General features: G+C 68.4%; 15 protein-coding genes. 8 read left to right on the forward strand and 7 right to left on the reverse strand.

All coding sequences use genetic code 11. The annotated features are described in order from the left end of the window. The 3 genes from ABT381_RS23435 to eccE form a co-directional block, all read right to left on the reverse strand. Nucleotides 1-1,244 (reverse strand): SCO5717 family growth-regulating ATPase (locus tag ABT381_RS23435; RefSeq protein WP_351597658.1); only part of this gene is annotated, 1,244 nt, incomplete at its 3' end. A gap of 353 nt (nucleotides 1,245-1,597) precedes the next feature. Further along, nucleotides 1,598-2,311, reverse strand: a complete 714-nt coding sequence (locus ABT381_RS23440; protein WP_351597661.1) for a hypothetical protein — start codon at nucleotides 2,309-2,311, stop codon at nucleotides 1,598-1,600. Further along, the gene (gene eccE / locus ABT381_RS23445; RefSeq protein ID WP_351597664.1) at nucleotides 2,311-3,654 is read right to left on the reverse strand and encodes a type VII secretion protein EccE; all 1,344 of its coding nucleotides are present in this window, start codon (nucleotides 3,652-3,654) and stop codon (nucleotides 2,311-2,313) included. The genes ABT381_RS23440 and eccE overlap by 1 nt, the downstream gene beginning before the upstream one ends. A gap of 393 nt (nucleotides 3,655-4,047) precedes the next feature. On the opposite strand from eccE, the gene eccB reads away from it, so the two are divergent. The 7 genes from eccB (at nucleotide 4,048) to ABT381_RS23480 (ending at nucleotide 11,235) form a co-directional block, all read left to right on the forward strand. Further along, the gene (eccB, locus tag ABT381_RS23450; protein WP_351597667.1) at nucleotides 4,048-5,586 is read left to right on the forward strand and encodes a type VII secretion protein EccB; all 1,539 of its coding nucleotides are present in this window, start codon (nucleotides 4,048-4,050) and stop codon (nucleotides 5,584-5,586) included. Nucleotides 5,587-5,597: 11 nt separating this feature from the next. Continuing rightward, nucleotides 5,598-6,887, forward strand: coding sequence for a type VII secretion-associated serine protease mycosin (gene mycP, locus ABT381_RS23455; RefSeq protein WP_351597670.1), 1,290 nt, complete (start codon nucleotides 5,598-5,600; stop codon nucleotides 6,885-6,887). 250 nt (nucleotides 6,888-7,137) lie between these two features. After that, nucleotides 7,138-7,635 carry a DUF2563 family protein gene (locus tag ABT381_RS23460; protein WP_351597673.1) on the forward strand — a complete coding sequence of 166 codons (498 nt, stop codon included), beginning with the start codon at nucleotides 7,138-7,140 and terminating at the stop codon, nucleotides 7,633-7,635. Nucleotides 7,636-7,654: 19 nt separating this feature from the next. After that, entirely contained in the window at nucleotides 7,655-9,121 is a 1,467-nt protein-coding gene (locus ABT381_RS23465) for a hypothetical protein (protein WP_351597675.1), read from the forward strand. Between the two features lie 17 nt (nucleotides 9,122-9,138). Beyond that, nucleotides 9,139-10,392: a S8 family serine peptidase gene (locus tag ABT381_RS23470; protein WP_351597677.1), complete on the forward strand. Its 1,254-nt coding sequence runs from the start codon at nucleotides 9,139-9,141 to the stop codon at nucleotides 10,390-10,392. 64 nt (nucleotides 10,393-10,456) lie between these two features. Further along, complete coding sequence (locus tag ABT381_RS23475) at nucleotides 10,457-10,858, forward strand: WXG100 family type VII secretion target (protein WP_351597679.1); 402 nt, start codon at nucleotides 10,457-10,459, stop codon at nucleotides 10,856-10,858. A 71-nt stretch (nucleotides 10,859-10,929) separates the two neighbouring features. Continuing rightward, nucleotides 10,930-11,235: a WXG100 family type VII secretion target gene (locus ABT381_RS23480; protein WP_351597680.1), complete on the forward strand. Its 306-nt coding sequence runs from the start codon at nucleotides 10,930-10,932 to the stop codon at nucleotides 11,233-11,235. Between the two features lie 147 nt (nucleotides 11,236-11,382). Here the strand turns inward: ABT381_RS23480 and ABT381_RS23485 are convergent, their stop codons facing one another. From ABT381_RS23485 to eccCa, 4 genes are all read right to left on the reverse strand, one after another. Beyond that, nucleotides 11,383-12,075, reverse strand: coding sequence for a hypothetical protein (locus ABT381_RS23485; RefSeq protein WP_351597683.1), 693 nt, complete (start codon nucleotides 12,073-12,075; stop codon nucleotides 11,383-11,385). Then, nucleotides 12,057-14,411 carry a hypothetical protein gene (locus tag ABT381_RS23490; protein ID WP_351597685.1) on the reverse strand — a complete coding sequence of 785 codons (2,355 nt, stop codon included), beginning with the start codon at nucleotides 14,409-14,411 and terminating at the stop codon, nucleotides 12,057-12,059. Before ABT381_RS23490 ends, ABT381_RS23485 begins: the two co-directional genes overlap by 19 nt. 67 nt (nucleotides 14,412-14,478) lie before the next feature. Beyond that, entirely contained in the window at nucleotides 14,479-14,913 is a 435-nt protein-coding gene (locus ABT381_RS23495) for a hypothetical protein (protein ID WP_351597688.1), read from the reverse strand. 155 nt (nucleotides 14,914-15,068) lie between these two features. Then, nucleotides 15,069-19,031 (reverse strand): type VII secretion protein EccCa, encoded by a 3,963-nt coding sequence (gene eccCa, locus ABT381_RS23500; RefSeq protein WP_351597691.1) that lies wholly within the window; start codon nucleotides 19,029-19,031, stop codon nucleotides 15,069-15,071. Between the two features lie 220 nt (nucleotides 19,032-19,251). Here eccCa and eccD point away from each other — a divergent pair, with 220 nt between their 5' ends. Next, nucleotides 19,252-20,715 carry a type VII secretion integral membrane protein EccD gene (gene eccD / locus ABT381_RS23505; protein ID WP_351597694.1) on the forward strand — a complete coding sequence of 488 codons (1,464 nt, stop codon included), beginning with the start codon at nucleotides 19,252-19,254 and terminating at the stop codon, nucleotides 20,713-20,715. Nucleotides 20,716-20,817 lie beyond the last annotated feature (102 nt).

Below are 20,817 nucleotides of genomic sequence, written 5' to 3' on the forward strand. Positions count from 1 at the left end.
GCCTGGCCCGACTGCGGCGACGGCGCCGCCGCGCTCGGCGGCATCGGCTGCCCGGGCTGTCCGGGCTGTTCGCCCTGTCCCGGCATCGGCTGCTGCGGAGCCGGGTAGCCGTAACCACTCTGCGGCGCGGCCTGATGCGGCACGGAAGGCGCACCTCCGGCCCCCGGAGCAGGCTGCGGCCCGGCCGGCTGCCCCGACTGTCCGGGCGTGGCACCCGCAGGCGGCGGGAACCCATAGCCGCCCTGTGCGGCAGACCCATCGGCGGCCGGCGCCTGCCCCGCCGGGGGCCACGCACCGGACGACGGCACACCCGGACCCGCAAGCCCGCTCTGCCCCTGCCCCTGCTCCTGCGGCTCGGCAGGCCGGAACTCCGGCGGCAGCGGCGGCAACGAAGGCGCCGACCCCTGCGACGCGGGCGGCGGCCAGGCAGCCTCCGGCGCCCCACCCGGCCCGAACGGAGCCGAGGGCGCAGCCCCCTCACTCAACGGCTCAGGCTGCTCGACGACGGCTTCCGAACCACCGCCGTCCTCGCTCTGCTCCGCCTCACCGGCACTGCCATCAGCCGCGTCGGCGTTCTGGTCCGTGCCGGAGTCCGCGGCCTCAGCCGCCACGCCACCGCCACTCCGGCCGTCGTCGTCGCTCTGCTCGTCCCGAGCGGACTCACCAGCAGCCGACGTCGTCGACCCGGCCGTCCCCTCACTCTTCTCTCCCGCAGCCGCCCGCTCATTGATCTCGCGGGGCGGCGCATCGGGCGAGAACCGCATGGTCGACCCGCTGACCAGGTCCCCGTCCGGGCTCTGCAGTTCCCAGTCCCGTCCCCCGGCCGAAGCCTCGTTCCCGGCCCCCGCTCCCGCTCCGGACCCCGTACCGCCCTGAGATCCCGTGTCGGCACCCGTCCCGGAACCCGCGCCGGCACCCGTCCCGGAACCCGCGCCGGCACCCGTACCGGTGGCAAGCGTCGGCGGCACCGCCGGAGGGAACGGCAGCGGCTCACCCGACGGCGGCGGAGGCGGCGGCACCGCACCGCTCGTACCCGCGCCGGACCCGGCGCCCGCTCCCGTATCGGCGTTCTGCGTGTACCAAGCAGGCGGGGTGTAGTCGATGGTGAACTCACCCGTCATTTCGGGATCCGCGTCGGACTGATCCTCGCCGGGGGTGATGCCGCCCGTGCGGATCTCGTCCCGATCGCTGCTCACTACGCCTCCTGCTGTGGTCTGGTACCTCTGAATCCCGCGACGCGGCACCGTTCACGCGCATCGCCGACACACGTACGTCGAATCGCCGGATCCCCCTGACACGCCGGGCGTTCCCGTGGGTTCCCCTGTCGCTTGGACCCAAGCCTAAACGCCATCGCCGACAGCCCGGCAGGCCCGCCTTCGCCCGATACCTGTCTGTTGCCTCAGGTTACGCATGTCCCCATACGCCGTAGCAGCAAAGAGACCAACCAACCCCAGCCGCCCTCTCGCCCACCCCCGGCCCGCTCCACCGGACAGCAGGCCAACCGCCCCAACCCCCGAAGCACTACCGACCGCCCCAACTATCCCGATCGCCCCGACAGTCCGGAATTGCCCCCCCCGGACCGTCAGTCCCCCGACCCTCAGTCCACCCGGCGAGGGTTCCCCAGCAGCCCTATTTCCGCTTCCGTCGGCTGGGTCATGACGTACTGCCGCGCCTGGTTGTCACCGCACCAGAGGGTGACCCCGTCGCCGATCGACGACAGCGCGGCGACATCTGTCTGCGAGAGCCCCAGAATGCGTGCGGCGTGCGCGGCCTCATCGGGAGAGATCCGCTGCAGGCCGACGAGTCCGGCGGCGTTCATCAGCCGAGGGGCCACCGGGCTCATGTACGGCAGCAGTGTCAGCACCGACTGCCAGGGCGCCGAGGAGACCCGCCCGCGCGGCGGCCGCATCCCGCAGTCGCGCACGACCAGTACGGGGCTGCCGACCGTCGCACCCATCGGCGGCACCCGCCCGACATCGTGCAGTGTCAGGCACTCCTGACCCGCGCCCGCCGCATGCGCCAGGTTCGTCCACAGGTGGGGCCGGCCCGTCTCGACGGCGACCCGCGCCCCCGTACCGGCCGCCCGCAGCGCGAGCGCCTGGGCCGTCCACAGCCCGCCGATCAGCAGCACGTCGAACGGCGCGGGGTGGTAGAGCCCCAGCACCGCCGGGCGGTTCTCCGCGTCGTGGCCCACCGTCAGACCGTCGTCGCCGAGCGGCAGCGTCAGCGCGCCGAGGTCGTCGACCGGCACCACATGCCGTTCCCTGCGGGGTCCGTACAGGCCCCGCAGGGCCGAAGTCGCCGAAGCCATCAGCGCGCACCTCCCAGCGGCAGCGTCGCCACCGCACCGGGCAGCTGCTCCCGGTCCAGCCGGACCAGGCCCAGCTTCGCCTCGCGCGCCGCCGCCTCCAACCGCTGCCGCGCCCGCGAGAGCTCGGCGTCCGAACGCCCGGTCAGCCGTACGTGACCGCTCACCCCGGCAGCGCCGTGCCGGTCACCGGCCGTCACGGTCAGGCTGAACGTCGAGGCCAGCGTCGGTACGGACGTCAGCGCCGACACCAGGCGCGGCAGCGGCGTCGCCGACCGCCCCAACTCCGGCCAGCGCCCGACCCCGTACGTCGTGTGCAGCCGGTCGTCGCACTTCCAGACCCGCGAGGTCTCCTGTGTACGCCGTGCCGGTCCGGCATCGGGCAGCCCGGCCCGCGCGGTCGCGACCGGATTGGCACACGCCGAGGTCGCCAGGGCCGCTATCAGCTCCTGCTCGTCGAGGACCGTGGCCAGGAAGCCGGCGCCGGTGAGGCGGCTGGCCAAGTGATCGGTCGCGCGCGTCAGACACCGCTGCGCGCCCGTCAGGCCGCCACCGCGCGCCTCGACCGCCTCCCGGCACAGCTCGGGGTCGAACTTCAGCGCCACCCACATCAGCCGCAGCGCCGGCGCCCCCGTCTGCTGCTGGAGCGCTACGTAGCTCTGCCGGGCCATGGCATGCTCCGGCAGGTGCGGCGCCGGCGCAGGCTGCACATGCTGCACCACCTGCACGGACTCCAACCGGATCCCGTCCACGTCCAGCGCATCGTGCAGCAAGGTCATCGGCAACGCCCGCGCCCCGCCCGGCGGCCGCAGCGCACTCCCCTTGGCCTCGACCCGCACGACGGCCGTCAGGAACGTCCCGTCCCCGACCATCCCGACCGTCCGCCGGTCCCGGTCCAGATATCCGTACGTCCGCAACCCGGGCACCGCCTCGGCGGCCGGCGCCAGACTCGGATCCACCCGCTGGTCGAGCGGCCGCGCAGCACTCTTCCGAGCCCGCAGCGCCAACACGGTCGCCAGCCAGTCCCGCACCGACAACCGCCGCCGCCGCAACACCGCGAGCAACACGAGCGCCACGGCAACCACCACGGCCGGCACGAGAAGCAGCATGTCCACCGCGGCAGCCACCAGCACCACGGCCAACGCCAGCTCGATCAGCACCAGTTGCTGCAGCTGGAGAGGCCCCATGCGGTTGCTGTGGGACTTCTTCGCCAGAGTCGTGGAGGCAGGGGCGGTCGCCCGCCGCACGGAGGCGGCATCCGTCGTGCCACCTGACCGGTCCCCCCGGGGCGTGCCGGGCCTGTTCCGGTGCGATCCGGAGGAACGCACCCGCGTCGCTGTCGCCATCCCCCGCAGCCCCCTCGTGATCCGCGCTTCATCCCTCTCGACAAGGGCCTTGAACAGGGGCATCACACTACTACCTGCGAGGGATCGCCGAGCCGGACACCTTCAGCCTGTGGATAACCCTGTCGCGGCGGCGAGTTCGCCACCCACGCACGGCATTGCATGGACGCTCGCGGTCCTGCTCGAGGTGGGTCCGAAGGTCGAAACCAGCGATACCTCCCCTCCAGATCTCCCGTCCAGTAGAAGCGTGGGAAGCGCGCGTCAACCAGCTGCCCGCCTACGTCACTCCAACCGGGACCCGGACGACGTACGCGCACCACGATTCGGCATAGTGGGACGCTCGGCGTGTGCCTGCATGCCGAACTACGGGGCCCATTCGGGAGATAACGGTCGGACATGGCATCACGGCGGGATGAACTCAACGCCTACACCTTCGCGAAGCGGCGCTTGGTCGCGTCATTCCTCCAACCGAGCCCCAGCGGCACAGAAGAAGGAGCCCCGCGCCCGCTGCGCGCGATCGTGCCGGGCGCGATCGCGGGTGTCGTCGTCATGGCGGTCTTCGGAGCGTGGGGAATGTTCAAGCCCACGGCCCCGAAGGGCTGGGCCGACACGGCTGCTCACGTCATCGTCGCCAACAAGTCGACGACGCGTTACGTCGTACTGGGGACGAAGAAGAACAAGCAGCTCTACCCGGTGATGAACTACGCGTCCGCCAAGCTCCTCGCCACCAAGGCCGAGGGCAACAGCGACATTCTCAACGTCGACGAAGAGATGCTCGACAGCGGCAAGATCCCGCACGGCCCGACTCTCGGCATCCCGTACGCTCCCGACCGCCTGCCCGATCCGGGTGAAGCGGCGAAGCAGAAGCGCTGGGCGGTCTGCGAACAGCAGAGCCAGGGCGGCCGCGCCGTACAGAAGCAGAGCTTCGTGCTGGCCGGGGCCGACGCGAGGAAGGTCGACGACGAGCGTCGGCTGCGCGGCGGCGACGTGCTGTACGTGCAGGCTTCGGGCGGACCGTCGTACATGGTCGACAGCACCGGTCGTAAGTACGAGCTGACCCAGGACGAGGCGCTGCTCAGCACCCTCATGGGCCAGGGCGCCAAGCCGCAGCGGGTCAGCAAGGACTGGCTGGACAGCCTCAAGAACGGCAGCCGTATCCGGTACCCGCAGATCGGCGGGGGAGTGAACACGCAGACCCAGGCACCGGGCTTCACCGGCGGCGAGCGGCTCGGCCGGGTCGGTACGGTGCTCAAGACCACCGAGAGCCAGCAAGAGCGTTACTACATCGTCCTCAAGGACCGCGTCGCGCCGATCACGAACTTCACGGCGCGGGTGCTGCTGAGCAGCGACGAACTGTCCGTACTCGGGCAGGGCGACGAGGCGTTGAGCATCAACCGGGCCCAGTTCCACGCCGGCCTCCCCTTCGCGGCCGACAAGACCTTCACATGGCCCAAGCAGGAAGTCGCCCCCGTCAACGCGGTGATGCCGGGCAAGGGTGACAGGGACACCGTCTGCAACGTCCTGCGCCACGTGGACACCAAGACCGGCGGCACCACCCTCAGCGTCTGGGCGGGCACCGATTACCCGCAGCGGGTCGCCGCAGGCACCACGAGCGCGTACGTCACCCCCGGTACGGGCCTGCTGTTCCGCCAGTTCCAGGGCAAGGAGCCGACCACCGGACCGGTCTTCCTCGTCACTGACACCGGCCTGCGGTACGCCGTGCAGGGCAACAACGACAGTGACACGTCCGAGTCCGCCATCGGCAAGGACGACAAGAAGAAGACCGAAGAGACCCAGGAATCCGAGCGGCTGGCGCAGAAACTGCTGGGGTATGGGGACACCGTCCCGGTGCCGGTACCGGCCAGCTGGTCGGAACTGCTGCCGACCGGACCGCGCCTGGACACCAACAGTGCCCGGCAGCCGCAGGGCTCGTGAGGCGGGGGAACGTGCTGAAGTCCGATTCCATTCTCCGCGGCACACCGCTGCGGCGCCGCGCGACGGTGGCGGTCATGGCCGCGGCCTTCGTGGCGGCCCCGGCGACCGGTCCGGCCGCCGTACTCGGCCCCGCACGCGCGTACGCCGACGACAGTACTCAGTGCACCTTCCCCGCCAAGCCCTTCAAAGGCACCCCCTGGCCCCTGCAGCGCGTACAGCTGGACCAACTGTGGGAGGAGGGCCGGGGGAAGGGCGCGACCGTCGCGGTCATCGACACCGGTGTGGACCCCAGCAACAAACAGCTCAAAGGCGCTGTCGACACCCGTAACGGCACGAACCTCCTGAAGCCGAAGAAGGACAAGTCCGGCCAGACGGCGCCGGTCGGCAAGTCGAACGGCACGACCGACACGGTGGGCCACGGCACGAAGGTCGCAGGCATCATTGCCGCCCGCCCCGACAAGGCGCACACCGGTTTCGTCGGTATCGCCCCTGAGGCGACGATCCTGCCGATCAAGCAGAACGACGAGAACGGCAGCGGTGACACCGGGACGATGGCCCAGGCCATCAACTACGCCGTTTCGCAGCACGTCGACGTCATCAACATCTCGCAGGACACCGATAAACCGCTGGCGTCCGGTGGGGCACTGGAGAACGCCGTGAACCGCGCCGTGGACCGCGGCATCGTCGTCGTGGCCTCCGCCGGGAACGACGGCCTGGGCGGCAACGTCAAGAAGACCTACCCGGCCGCTTACGACGGCGTCCTGGCCGTCGCCTCCTCCGACCGTAACGGCGAACGGGCGCCGTTCTCCCAGTCCGGCGAGTTCGTCGACGTGGCGGCCCCCGGTGTCAGCGTGGTCTCCACGGTGCCGAAGGGGGGCCACTGCATCGACAACGGCACGAGCTTCTCGGCCCCGTACGTCGCCGGCGTGGCGGCCCTGCTCAAGGCCAAGTACCCGAAGTGGACGGCCCGCAACATCATCACCCGCATCGAACAGACCGCGGAGCGCACCGTCCCCGGTCACGACATGCACGTCGGCTGGGGCGTGGTCGACCCCGTCCGCGCCCTCACGGACGACAGTCCACCCGCCGAAAAGCCGACCCCGAGCGGCGGCGTACAGAAGGCCGCACTTCCGGACGTCCCGCCGGCCTCCGTGGGCGAGACCGTGGAACAGCGCAACGCACGCCTGGCCACGTATGCGGTCGTCGGAGCGTCGATAGTGGTGGCCGTGATCGCGGGTGCTGCCCTGGTCCACAGAGACTGGCGCCGTCGCCTCAGCGGGCGGCGTCCCCGACAAGGCTGAAAGAAGGGGCGTCGGTTTGCCCACCGATTTGCGACCAACAAATGGGACGGGGCGGCGCGCCAGACATACCTGCAGGGCAAGTCCTCACAGTTCAGTCGCGCTCGGGCGGCAGCTGGCGAAGCATCAGAACCGCTACCTGGCACAAGCATCACGCGCCGTAAGATTTGCACCAAGTAACGGCAATACCTGCTGGACAGGAATGACCTGTTGCCGTAGCTATGAAACGATGAGCGGGTAAAGGGGGATACTCGTGGGACAGCAGTCACAAGCTGACGCGACGACGCAGCCGCACGACTACGCGGGACCGTTGGGGACCGGTGCCGGCGCGGCGGACATCAAGCGGGCGCGCGCCACACTGGTCAGGTTCCGGCAACGCATCGACGACATCCTGAGGTCGCTGGAGCACGGCCCCCAGAACGAAGTCTCCCTCTTGGAACTCTCCCGATCCGTCTTCTCCGGCCCGGGCACATTCGCCGAGGCCGACGGGCTGCACCAGCAGTTCACCAAGGTGCACACTCACCTCACGACGCTGTCCCGCACTCTCAACGAGCAGATCGAGGCCATGGGCATCGCCATCATCGGCGCGAACATCGGGTTCGACAATCTCGAGGACGATCTGAAGCGGCGCTTCTGGGACATCCAGAGCCGGACCGCGGAGCGGTACGAGGAACAGGACAAGACCCGCACGGAGCACAAGCAGGGTGAGTCCAAGCGCGCCACCGGAGACGACAAGCACGCGACTCTCTAACGGTCGGGAGGCGAAGGCAGTGGGGAAACACGCAAAAGGTGGCGGCCGAGGCCGCACCAACTTCGAAAATCACGACCTGGACGACATGATCGACCTGGTCGAGTCGGCCAGGCCCAGCGACATGATCGGTGTGGCCGCCGCGCTCGGTCCTGTCTCCCAGCAGATCGCCCAGGCGGGTCAGGAGCTGATCGACCACCTCGACGGTGTGGAGTGGGAGGGGGAGTCGGCCAAGGCGTTCCGGAGCTGGGCCAAGGACCTTGCGAAGAACACTCTGAAGCTGGGGGAGTACGCGGCTGCTGTCGGCAAGGAAATGGACAATGTGGGCATCGGGCTGACAACGATCCAGAAATCCATGCCCAGTCGTGCTGACGGCAAGGGCACGGAGGTCAAGAAGATCCCCACGCCCGCCCAGGTGACCACCAGCGACGCTTACGTCAAGGCGAAGGCTGCTGATGACGCGAAGCGCGAGGCCGCCCGGCAAGAGGCCATCAACGAGATGAATAAGCTCAGCTCCTACTACCGGATGTCTGAGGAACAGCTCGAAGTCGCCTCCCGGGACGCGCCGGTGTTCAAGCCACCACAGGACGTGGGTGTGCCACGGCCTCCCAGGGGAGGAAGGGGCGCCGAGTACGGGTCTGTCACGGAGCCGGGCGCGAGCGCAGGTTCAGCACCCGGCCCCCACGTCACCAGTCCGTCAGCGCGACGCACGGACGTAGCGTCGGTACCCGACCATGAGGTCGGAACCGATCTCGACAGCGTCGCCCTGCCTCAGGCTCCTTCGCCGGAGCCATCGCTGCGCCCGACCACGCCCTCTGGCGGCCCCTCGCCGCTTCCTGGCGGGACGGGCCCCATGCAGCCGGGCCCGCTGGGGCCAGGCGTGATCCAGTCTCCCGAGGCGGTGCGGAAGGCGTCACGCTTCACGCCAGGCGGACGCTCCGGCGCCGTGGGACAGAACAGTCAGATGGGGCGTGTCCCACAGTCGATCACTGGTCGCCCGAATCCGGGAGGGACCGGTCCTGTAGGCATGGGCAGCGGTCGATCGACTGCTCCGGGGACCGCTCGTGCCGGTCGCCCCGACGGGGTTGTCGGCGGTACGCCTCAGCGGTCGGCGGATCGCAGGACTGCCGGACATCTTCCTCGTGGCACGGTCATCGGCGGGGAGCGCGGGACTTCGGGACAGGGCGGTGTCGGTTCGGCGGGGGCAGCCAATCGCCGCTTGACCTCGAGCCCGGGCGGGGCTGTGGGCACCCCGCGGGCAGCCAACGGCCGTAGCCGTGGCACGAAGGACTTCACGCCTGGCGGCACTGGCTTGGTGAGAGGAGCCAAAGCGCAGTCGGACACGAATGGGGCGGTGTCGTCACCGCGAACTTCAGCGGTGAGGCGGGATCCCGAACGGGACGGGACGAAGCGACCGGACTACCTCTCTGAAGACCAAGCGACATGGACGTCACGGCGGCGCGACATTGTTCCGCCAGTAATCGACTAGCCCAGATGAGAACAGGTATGACGATGCTGAACAGGCGAGTCCGCGCCGAAAGGCCGTGGCGCGCGTCACGACGACGCTGGACCATGATGCTGGTCGCTTCGTGCACATGGACCGTGGGGCTGGCCGGACTCGCCCCTGCCGTCACCGCTGACGACATGCGTTCTCGGCAGTGGTACCTGGATGACATGCAGGCCAAGGCGATGTGGCAGGTCAGTACCGGTAGCGGCGTGAAGGTCGCGATCATCGACAGCGGAGTCAATGCGGAAACGGCGTCGCTGCGTGGTCAAGTGCTCCCTGGGAAGGATTTCGCGGGGGCTTCGGGAGACGAGACCGACGACTACATGGGACATGGCACGACCATGGCCGAATTGATTGCCGGCAGTGGTAAGAACGGTGGACTCCAAGGGCTCGCGCCGGGAGCGAAAATCATCCCTTTCAGGGTTGAGCTGTCCGACATGAAGGCGAAATCGCACAACAAGGTGGATCGTGTAGACGATGCCATCCGTGCAGCGGCGGATAGCGATGCCAAGATCATCAACATGTCCTTCGGCGGTAACCTGACCACGATCGACGAGTACGAGGCCATCAAGTACGCAGCGAACAAAGGCAAGCTGCTTATGGCCAGCAATGGGAACGAAGGGGGCGGCAAGAATGAAAAGAATTACCCTGCCGCCTACCCGGATGTCGCAGGGATCGCGTCGATTGCAGAATCCGGCGAGGTGAGTGAGACCTCCACTCACGGGGACTACACGACGCTTTCCGCACCCGGCACAAGCCTCCCCAGGTGGTGCGACAGCTCCTTCAAGAGCTACTGCGACGGCGATGGCGGTACGAGTAGCGCGAGCGCCATCGCCTCCGCCTCCGCCGCTCTCATCTGGTCCAAGCACCCCAAGTGGACGGCCAACCAGGTACTTCGCGTACTGATCGAGACCGCCGGGCGGAAGGCGAAGAGCGACTCGGCGAGCAAGTACATCGGCTATGGCGCGGTCCGTCCGCGGATCAATCTTCTCGAGGGCAAGGGCGATCCAGGCGATCCGAACCACAGCCCGCTCTACACCAAACCGACGAAGTCACCTTCCCCAAACCCGTCCGATCCTGCTGACGGCAAGGGTAAGTCGGAGAGCGGTGCCAAGGCCGGCGACAAGGCGAGCGTCGCGGCTGACAAGGAAGACTCCGGCAACGGCCTGCTCTGGGGCGTCGTGGGTGGGGGCGTTGCCGTGGTGGTCGTGGCGGCCGGTGCATTTGTCTTTCTGCGGCGCCGGCGCGCCTGACACGCATCGAACCCGGTGCGACAACGGCGCCGGGCATTCAGCGGGACAACAAGAGAGGTAGGTCATGTCCGACAAGCAGCGGGTAAGTGCAGCACGGCTGCAGAAGCTTGAGAGCAATATCCAGCACGTGCTGGACTCCATGAACAACCAGGTCGGTGACCTGGAGCGGATGCTGGAGATGCTGAAGACCCAGTGGCGTGGTCTCGGTGCCGCTCAGTTCCAGAACCTTCAGACGGAGATCAATCAGCGCCACCGCAACCTGAAGAACCTGATGGGCCACGTCCAGGACGCTGTCGCCGCCAACCGTAAGGGCTCGGGCGCCAACGACGAGGCGATCCGTGCCTCGCTGGGCGGCATCGACCTCAACGGTTCCAAGGCCGGCGACGGAATGGTCGGTGCGGGTTCCTACCAGGAGAACTCCCACAACGCTCAATACGCCCAGGGTTCCAAGCTCAACGCGCTCTGAATCCCCCGGCGCGCCCGCCGCGTGCCGATGCTCAACGTCCCTGTGGACAGCACATATGAAGGAGGTCGGACGTGTCCTTGGACAATCTCGACGATATTGCAGTGTCCTACGGTTCGCTGCACAACGCCTCGGAAGGCATCAAGAAGAACGCTGAGCGTCTCCGTGGCGACATGGAGATGCTGCAGTCCGAACTGAAGTCGGTCGTCGAATCCTGGGAAGGCGAAGCGCAGCAGGCGTACGCCCGGGTCCAGACGAACTGGGACAAGCAGGCTGACGAACTCTTCAACGTCATGTTGAAGATCGCCGCCCAGGTCAATCAGGCCAGCGACGACTACCGGCATACGGACCTGAAGGGCCGGTCGTACTTCGACATCTGAACACGGCCCGGCACAGAGGCCGGATTGAGCGGGGTGGGCATACGCGGGAGGTGCCCACCCCGTTTGCTGTCCTCCGATGTTCCTCCCTGGCGGTTCCGGTTTGTCACCGGAACCGCCATGAGAGCCTCACGCGGAGGCCGACACGGCTTACGCCTTGGCGCGGGCCGCATCCTGCAGCGTGTCGTAGTGCGTCAGGTCAGTCTTGGCCTTCAGCGGTTCATTCGCACAGCCGACTTCATGTGCCATCTTGCGGGCAACGGCGTGGAGCGCCGTCATCTGGTTGTCGCGGGGATTGGCTTTGGCATCGCGATTGCGTGGCAGGGCGCTCTCGGACTGGGCAAGAAGGAACCTGTCGCGATCCGGAGAGGCGGAGTCGCCTGGCGGCGTACAAGGCACGTAAATGCGTGCGCGGTCGGTGGAAGATTCTCCTACCGCCCCGTCCAGGTTGTAAAAGGTGGAGCCGGGCGATGTTTCAGAGGTTTCTTCAAGAGAGAAGGCGTAGCGCCAGGCGAAGCTGAACGTGAGATCGTCCCCTGCGTGCTGGTCACGAAGTGCAATGGAGCAGACGTCGCTTCCCGACTCGTCACCCGCACCCAGCGGGTGAGTAAGCCCATCCTTCATCTCTTTGGCAGCCTCTGAGACATCACCGTCATGGTCGGTCTCCAGGGCGGAGGTACCGAGCAGGTCGGTCAGGGCATTCTTCGCCGTGGAGTCGCCGGCAATTCCGCAAAGGTCTCCTGCCTTGGCCGTGGCCTCATCGTCGGCAGGCCCGGACGCACACGAAGTCGCCCCGAGGGCCAGTGCGCCGACGGTTGCGGCGATCAGAAGATTCCGAACCATTTGTGGTCTTCCTTGTGCTCGTACGGCTTGATTCCCATGTCGTTCGTAATGTTCTTGCCCGATGTGTAACCAAGGATGGACGACTCTTGCAGTTCGTTCATTACGGTATTTCTATCATCCGTCGAGAGACCGTTGTTCTGTGCGTAGATGTCGCCCGGAATGCGTGCCCTCCGAGACCCGGTCTCAAAGTAGGCCTTCAGTACTTCGTCCTTGTCTTGGGCATCCTCGAACTTCTTCGATGAGGCATCGGCGCCGGCGCTGTACTCTTCGCCGAACCAAGTGTTGAACGCCTCTCCCGCGGTGTCCGCAGCAACGGGTGCGACCACCGCTCCGGCAGCCGGGTTGAACATCCCCACGGCCAGCCCCGATGCGCCGCCGGCTACGAGTCCGGCCCAGTCTCCTCCCGTTTCCAGCTTGCTCTTGTAATCCTCGAGTTTGGCGTCGGAGTCGCTGGCCACCTGGTTGCCGTAGGTGTAGTCGAGGACGCTCTGCGTCGTTGCATTGACACGTGCTGTCAGCTTGGCTTCCGAGTAGTGAAGCATTCCGTGCTCGTCCCGATCGGGCGGGTTGTCCATCATGGTGCTGAGCGAGTAGCTGTTGTTGGCCATGGAGACGGCGGCGTGGGCGTCCTTGTCGCGAGCGATGACGCTGAGGAAGTCGACGGCGTCGCCGTTACTGATGTTGAGCGCGCCCTTGTATCCGGCCTTGAAAGGTGAGTGCGCACGGGTCTCCTCAGGGCTGCCGTATTCCCCCGAGTGGTCAAATTCGTAATCCGAGACGCCGTAGTTGATGTCGTCGATGTAGGCCGCCCCCATGCGACCCAGGCTGTCGGCGACGCCCTGCTGCTTGTTCATCAGGTCGCCGTCGCCGGTGTAAGCGGCGATGACCTTCTTCATGACGTCGGCAGTGTCCTTGTTGCGATGGTCGGTCAGCTCGGCGCCCGACGGCTTGTCGTCGTAGGGGTAGCCGATGGTCGCCGCCTCCAGCGCATGCCCCATTGACTTGTACCCGGCGACAACCTTCCCCTCGCCCTGGAGTTCGCCGTCGACGAACCATTCGCGGTTGTTGTCGCCGCCCTTGACCAGGTAGTTGAAGATGGAGTGCTGCTTGCCGTCGCCGCCTTCGAATTTATCGTTGAAGAAGTCGGTGGAGGCGTCGGGGCTGTGGCCGAGGGACTCCATGAGGCCGGTCATGGGGTCGCTGCCGAAGTCGTTCTCGGCGCCGAAGTTCAGCTGGCCTCGGTTGCGGGACCAGAGGTCTGTCGGACTCATGCCGTTCTTTTCCTGCTGCTGGTTCTCGAAGTGCAGGAGTGACTTGCCGTACTTGTCGAGGAACTGGTCGTCGAAGTCACCCTTGCGCATCAGATTGCTCATGACCTGGTAGCCGAAGGGCGCGTTCGTGCTGGCGGCGGGACCGTTGAACTGGTTGTCGCCCAACTTGATGACGGAGTTTTCCCACTGGTGCATGGCCGGGCTTTCGGTGCGGGTGGCCGCGGCGAGGGTGAAGCTGAGATTGTCCTGGAGTTTGGCGACTGCCTTCAGGCGGTCGGGGTGGGCCTGCGGGCCCATTCCGCCGCCCGGATCGGCGATGTTGCGCCAGAATTCCAGGGTTTTCTTCGGGCCGAGTTCGGTGGCGAAGCGCTCGCCGAATACCGGGTCGTTCTTGTGCTTGGCCAGGTAGGCGTTGAGGTGCGCCAACTGCTTGTCGCTCAGCTTGTCCAGGCTTGCGAGCTTCACCGCGGCGTCGGCGTCCTTCGCCGCCGCCTTCTCGCCGGCCAGCGCGTCCTTCATGCTGTCGGCGCCGTTGGAGTTGAAGCCGTGCTTGGCACCGTTGGGGTCCTGCTGGAGGGCCCAATTGAGGGCGTCGTCCGCATCGGTGGCGTCCTTGCGGGCGCGGGTGATGCGTTCCTGGAAGTGCGTGATGTCCTCGGCGTGCTTCTTCTCCGCCTTTTCGTAGTCCTTGTCGCCGGGATCGCCCTTCGGGACGACGCGACCGCCTTCCGTGATGCGCAGGTCGGCGGAGTCACCGACCTCGGTGCGCACGGCCTCCAGGCGGCTCTTGGCGGACTTGAAGCGCTCCAGGGCGTCGTCGAGAAGGCCGTGGATGTCCTTCGCCTCGTCCGACGCCGCTTTGAGTTGCTTCTCGACGAGCTCGAACTTGTGGAAGGCGGCCTTCGCGGTCTCGCCCTTCCAGTTGGAGTCCTGCAGACCCTTCGTCACGGTCGTGCGGAAGGCGGTGGCGGCTTTGTCGAATTCGCCGGGGAGTTTCTTCCACTTCTCGACGGCGGTGGAGAGGTGGGAGAGATTGGCGCCGATGACGGTGGCGTAGCTCAGCATGGTCCGATCCGGTGTTCAGAGCGACGTAGTGGGGGAGCTGCGGGGCCCGGCTGAGGCCGGTCCCCGGTCACTTCTTCTTGCTGTCGCCCTCGTCGGGCTTCTGCTTAGCGGCCTGCGCGAGGTCCTGGGACTTGAAGGACTGGGCGGCCCCGCGGAGCTGGCCCGCCACTTGGTGCTCCAGTACGCCCATGAGGTAGTCCATCTGGCTCTTCCAGCGTTCGGTGAAGGCGTCGATGCCGGTGGCCGACTCGAAGCCGTCGAGTCCCTTCCGGGCCGACTTGATCTCCTTCATCGCCGCGTCGTCGGCGGTGGCGAAGTCATGCCGCACGGTCATGGCATTCTTCGCCCGCTCCTTCAGCACCGACGGTGTGACGTGCAGTTTCTTGCCGTCATCGGCCCCGCCGCCACCCCCATTGGCGCTCGCCAGGCTCATCCGGGCGTTCTCCTGGCGGGACGCCGCGGCCTCGGCCTTGAGCGAGGCCCACTCGTCGTGGAAGGACATGGATGTCCGCTCCCCCGTAGTGCGGGACCCGGTCCTGGAGGCCTCGCGGTACCGGCGGGTACCTCGTGCGGCGCGGGTCGCGGGTCATTTTCGGTTCTGTCTGATCAACGTATCAAGGGGCCGGACCCGGATCCGGGCGTCCGGCCCCATCGTGCTCACTGCTCGGGCATCCACCCCAGCTGCACCAGTGGCGTGCCCCGCTTGCGGGAGACGAAGTAGCCGCGGCCCGCGGGCAGCGGGTGGGGGCGGACCCCGCCGAGTACGTCGCCTTCGTTCCGGTCGCCCGAAAGGACGACCCCCTGCGCACCCAGTTCCTTGATGCGCTGCATGAAGGGCTCGAACATCGAGCGGGAGGCACCGGCCGAACTGCGGGCGATGATGAAGCGGATGCCGATGTCCCGGGCGAAGGGCAGATTTTCGGTGAGCAGGGCCAGCGGGTTGCCGCTGGAGGTCGCGACGAGTTCGTAGTCGTCGACGACGATGAAGACCTTGGGGCCCGACCACCAGCTGCGGTCGCGCAGCTGCTGGGGTGTGACGTCCGGAGCCGGTGCGCGCCGGTTCATCAGGCCCTGGAGTGCCTCCATATGGGGCTGCAGGGAGTTCGCCATGGGCGCGTACTCCAGGAGGTGGGAGTCCGGTACGGCGCCGAGCAGGGAGCGGCGGTAGTCGCCGACGACGATCTTCGCCTCGTCGGGGTGGTACCGCTCGGAGATCTGCTTGGTCAGCAGCCGGATCAGGGCCGTCTTGCCCGACTCGCTCTCGCCGAAGACAAGGAAGAACGGGTCGGTCTCGAAGTCGACGAAGACCGGTTGCAGGTCGGTCTCGTCGATGCCGAACGCGATGCCGCGCTCGGGGAACTCGTGGCCCTTCGGAAGGTGGTGCGCGGGCAGTTCCCGGGGGAGGAGGCGGACAGCGGGGGCCGGCTGGTACTGCCAGTGCTCGGCCGCCGTGCGGACCATCGCGGCGGTGCCGTCGGAGAGGTCCTCCGCGGTACTGCTGCCGTCGATGCGCGGGAGCGCGGCCATGAAGTGGAGTTTCTCCGGCGTCTGTCCGCGTCCGGGCACGCCGGGCGGGACGTTGGCGGCGACCTTGCGGTCGAACTCGGAGTCCATGGTGTCGCCGAGCCGCAGCTCCAGCCGGTTCATCAGCTGGTCCTTGAGGGCGGCGCGGACCTCCATGCTGCGGGAGGCCGCGATCACGACGTGGATGCCGTAGCCGAGGCCGCGCGCGGCGATGTCGGAGACCAGGGCCTCGGCGAACTCGTACTCGCTGCGGAAGTTCGCCCAGCCGTCGATGACCAGGAAGACATCGCCCCACGGCTGATCCGTGATCTCCTCCCGTGCCCGCTTCCGGCGGTACGTGGTGATGGAGTCGATGTCGTGGGCGCGGAAGTACTCCTCGCGGCGGTTGAGGATGCCGGCGACCTCGGCGACGGTGCGGCGGACACGCTCGGGGTCCAGGCGGGAGGCGATGCCGCCGACGTGCGGAAGACCGGAGACGGCGGACATGCCGCCGCCGCCGAAGTCCAGGCCGTAGAACTGCACCTCGTACGGGGTGTGGGTGAGGGCGAAGGACGAGATGAGGGTACGCAGCAGCGTGGACTTGCCGGACTGCGGGCCGCCGATGATCAGCATGTGGCCTGCGGCGCCGGAGAAGTCGCGGTAGAGCGGGTCGCGGCGCTGCTCGAACGGGCGGTCCACGAGACCGAGCGGGACGATCAGGCGGCCCTGCTGTGCGGGGTCCGGGACGGTCAGCCCGCGGTCCTGGGTGGTGGTCAGGCCGGGCAGCAGTTCGTCGAGCGGCGACGCCTTGTCCAGGGGCGGCAGCCACACCTGGTGGGCGGGCGTGCCGCGGCCCTCCAGGCGGCGGACGATGACGTCCAGGACGGTGTCGGCGAGCGCGTCGTCGTCGGCGGGGCTACGCGGTTCGGGTACGGCGGCCGGGTCGGGCTCGGCGTACTGGACGGCCACGGGCGCCGCAGTGAACAGGACCGGGCGGCGTGCTGCCGGCACCGGGCCCGCGGGCGTGGCCGTGTGGGCGCCGGCGGAGCGGTAGATGCCCGACACGTACGCCGCCTTGAAGCGGGTCATCTCGTCCGTGCCGAACTTCAGGTATCCGGAGCCGGGCACGGACGGCAGGTGGTACGCGTCCGGGACGCCCAGGGCCGCACGGGACTCGGCGGCGGAGAAGGTGCGCAGACCGATGCGGTACGAGAGGTAGGTCTCCAGGCCGCGCAGCCGGCCCTCTTCGAGGCGCTGCGAGGCGAGGAGGAGATGGACACCCAGGGAGCGGCCGATGCGGCCGATCTGGATGAACATGTCGATGAAGTCCGGCTTCGCAGTGAGCAGTTCGCTGAACTCGTCGATCACGAGGACGAGGGAGGCGATCGGTTCCAGCGGGGCGCCGGCCGCGCGGGCCATCTCGTAGTCGTGGATGTTGGCGTAGTTGCCCGCGTCGCGGAGCATCTCCTGGCGGCGGTTCAGTTCACCGCGGATGGAGTCACCCATACGGTCGACGAGGGTGAGGTCGTCCGCGAGGTTGGTGATGACCGCCGCGACGTGCGGCATGTCGGACATGCCGGCGAAGGTCGCACCGCCCTTGAAGTCCGCGAGGACGAAGTTGAGGGTCTCGGAGGTGTGCGTGACCGCGAGGCCGAGGACGAGCGTGCGCAACAGCTCGGACTTGCCGGAGCCGGTCGCGCCGACGCACAGGCCGTGCGGCCCCATGCCGTCCTGCGCCGCCTCCTTGAGGTCGAGCATGACCGGCTGGCCGTCCTCGCCGACGCCGATCGGTACGCGCAGCCGCTCGGCCTGCGAACGGGGGCGCCAGGTCCGCTGGGTGTCCACGGACGCGGCGTCACCCAAATTGAGGAGATCGGTGAACTCGAGGTTGGCCAGGAGCGGGGCGTCGTCGTCTCCGCCGGCGCCCATCCGCAGCGGGGCGAGCTGGCGCGCCAGTGCCTCGGCGGCTTCCAGGGAGAGGCTGTCCGGGGTGCCGTCGTAGACGATGCCGCGGCCGGACTCCAGGCGCAGCGCTCCGGGGCGCGCGACGACCGACAGGCCACCGCGCGGGGCGCTCAGCTCGCCCTCCACGACCTCGACGACGGTGACGCCCTGCAGACCTTCGGGGGAGGCCAGGAGCGAGGTCGGAGGCACGTTGGCGCCGTCTAGCACGATCAGTACGTGCGGACTGTCCAGCAGCGGCTGGCCCTCGGGGCTGAAGCGCGGGCGGCCCTCGAGGTGGGTCGCGAGCATCGTCTCCAGGTCGTACATGCTCTGGGAGATGACGCGCGGAGAGCCCGCGCCGTCGGCCGCGCCCGCCGCCTGCGCGTGCGGCAGCCACTTGACCCATTCCCAGCGGCCGGCCGCGTCCGCGCCGGTGGCCACCGCGATGACCAGATCGTCGGGCGAGTGCAGGGCGGCCAGGGAGGCGACCATCGCGCGGGCGGCTCCGTGCACGGAATCGCGCTCACCGGAGATGGTCACGTGGTAGAAGGCCCGCAGCGAGACGGCCATCGGCAGGCCGTCCAGTGTGCTGTGCACGGACAGGAACTGCTGCATGGCGCCGGCCGTCAGCGGCTCCAGCTCGTCCACGGGTGCCGTATCGGGGGCGATCAGCGGCGTCGCGAGCTGCTGGGCGCCGAGTCCGAGGCGGGCCTGGCCGAAGTCCGGGTCGCCGATGCGCCGTTCCCATACCCGGCTGCCCTCGGCCACCAGCGACCACAGCTGGTCAGGGGCGGGGTGGAGGTAGAACTGCGCGTCGCGCTGCTTGCCCGCAGTGGTGCGGACCTTGCGCCGGGTCTGGGCGAGGTACTTCAGGTAGTCGCGGCGGACGTCCGCCATCTGACCCTGCGAACCGCGGCGGTAGCGGACGATCGCGCCGATGGCCATCGCGAGCGTCGACGCCATCATCACCATGCCCATGATGCGCATGAACGGCTGGCCGCTGGTGAAGTAGAAGACGACCGATCCGCCCATGCCGAGCATCGGCAGGATCTGCATCAGCATGCCCTCTTGCTGCCCCCTGGGCAGCTCCGGCGGGGATTCGAGTTCCACCGGATCGGTGGGCACCTCCGCCGGAAGGGTTCGCGGCGGACGCTTCATGACGATCTGGCTCACCGACGTACCAATCCCTCTTGACGAACGGGACGCTTCGCTGCCGGCACCCCCGTGGCGACGGCCTCCGTCCGGTCAGGAGATCCTAGTGGGCAGTGAAGTGACGGATGAGCGCTAGGGTGACGCGCGGTAGCTCCGCGCGACCTTGGGTTGCGACGCGTAGACAGGCGCGTACCCAATTGCGAACTGAGGCGTGAATACCGGGAATGAGGGGGACCAGCAGGTGAGTACGACGGCCACGACGACGGCCGCGGGGGTGTCCACGGGCTTCAGCCGGGTCACGATCGTCGCGCCGGACAGTCGTATCGATGTGGCACTCCCCGACGACATTCCGGCCGCGGACATCTATCCCGAGATCCTGCGGCTGAGCGGGCAGACGCCCGCCGAAGGCGCGCCCGTCGGTTACCACTTGGTGCGCCGGGACGGCAGCGTCCTGGACGGCGCCCGGTCCTTTTCGGCGCAGCGCATCCTCGACGGCGAGGTGCTCATCCTCCGCCCGTTCGGCGAATCGCTGCCGCCCGCCGTCTTCGATGAGGTGTCCGACGCGGTCGCGACCGCCGTCACCCGGGACCGCACGCTGTGGAGCGACGACCTGCTGCGGGTTGCCGGGCTCACCGGCGGCGGGGTGCTGCTGTCGCTGATGGCGCTCGTGCTGTGGTTCGCGGACCCGGTACGCCACGACATGCACGGCCTCGCGGGCATCCTCGCCGCGGTCGCCGGCGTGCTGCTGGTCGCGCTGTCCGCCGTCCGCGCGCGGGTCTACGACGACCGGGCCTCCTCGATCGCCCTGGGGCTCGGCGCCCTGCCGAACGTACTGATCGCCGGCTCCGGGCTGCTTCCGCCTGCCGACGGACACGGCGTGGGACGGCTGCAGTTCCTGCTGGGCTGCGTCGCCGTGCTGATCGCATCGGCGGTACTGATCGCCGCGTCACCGGGCGGCGGCGGACCGTTCGTCGCCGCGGCCTTCGCCGCCGCCGTCGGCACCCTCGCGACCTTCGCCGCCGTCCTCACCGATCTGCGCCCGGTGGACGTCGCGGCGATCTGCGTACCGTTCGTCATCGGCGTCATCGCCTTCCTGCCGGGACTCTCCGCACGTTTCGCGCGGCTGCCGATCGGTTACGAGCCGCCGCGCACCGGCGGCTACGACGATCTGGACGCCTCCGCCGACGGGCCGGGCCCGGTCGACGCCGAGCGCATCGCCGCCCAGGCCCGTCGCGGTCACGACATGCTGGTCGGTCTCGTCGGGGGCTGCGCCGCGGTGCTGACTGTGGCCTCCGGTGTCCTCGGCTTCTCCGACTCCGCGTGGGGCCAGGGCCTCGCCCTCGCCGCCGGCCTGGGGATGCTGCTGCGTGCCCGCCTGTTCCGCTACACCAGCCAGGTCAGCTGCACTCTGGTCGCGGGCCTGGTCGCCCTCGTACTGCTCGCGGTGGGCCTGGCCCTGAACGCGCCGGTCGCGCTGCCGGACGCGCGGAACGCCTTCGACATCCGGATCATCTGGCTGACGGTTACCATCGCCGCCCTCGGGGCCGCGATCACCGCGATCGGCCTCGTCGTCCCCCGCAAGGGCCTCACGCCGTTCTGGGGTCGCACGGCCGAACTCTTCGAAAACCTCGTGCTGTTGTCCTTGGTACCGCTGTGCCTCGCGGTGCTGGACGTGTACGGCACGGTGCGCAGCATGACGAGCTGACGGGGGCGGAGACGGGGACGGGGACGGGGACGGAACACAGCGCCACGGGGGAGGAACGTCATGGAACCGCTACGCCTGGACGATCCGCGGCAGTTCGGGCCG

Source organism: Streptomyces sp. NPDC000151 (assembly GCF_040301705.1).
Lineage (GTDB): Bacteria > Actinomycetota > Actinomycetes > Streptomycetales > Streptomycetaceae > Streptomyces.

What these genes read in the sequence shown, in the direction of transcription:
- ABT381_RS23485 (WP_351597683.1), bottom strand. Translation starts at nt 12,075, where the DNA reads ATGGTTCGGAATCTTCTGATCGCCGCAACCGTCGGCGCACTGGCCCTC.
- ABT381_RS23495 (WP_351597688.1), bottom strand. Translation starts at nt 14,913, where the DNA reads ATGTCCTTCCACGACGAGTGGGCCTCGCTCAAGGCCGAGGCCGCGGCG.
- eccE (WP_351597664.1), bottom strand. Translation starts at nt 3,654, where the DNA reads ATGGCGACAGCGACGCGGGTGCGTTCCTCCGGATCGCACCGGAACAGG.
- ABT381_RS23475 (WP_351597679.1), top strand. Translation starts at nt 10,457, where the DNA reads ATGTCCGACAAGCAGCGGGTAAGTGCAGCACGGCTGCAGAAGCTTGAG.
- ABT381_RS23470 (WP_351597677.1), top strand. Translation starts at nt 9,139, where the DNA reads ATGACGATGCTGAACAGGCGAGTCCGCGCCGAAAGGCCGTGGCGCGCG.
- eccB (WP_351597667.1), top strand. Translation starts at nt 4,048, where the DNA reads ATGGCATCACGGCGGGATGAACTCAACGCCTACACCTTCGCGAAGCGG.
- ABT381_RS23490 (WP_351597685.1), bottom strand. Translation starts at nt 14,411, where the DNA reads ATGCTGAGCTACGCCACCGTCATCGGCGCCAATCTCTCCCACCTCTCC.
- ABT381_RS23440 (WP_351597661.1), bottom strand. Translation starts at nt 2,311, where the DNA reads ATGGCTTCGGCGACTTCGGCCCTGCGGGGCCTGTACGGACCCCGCAGG.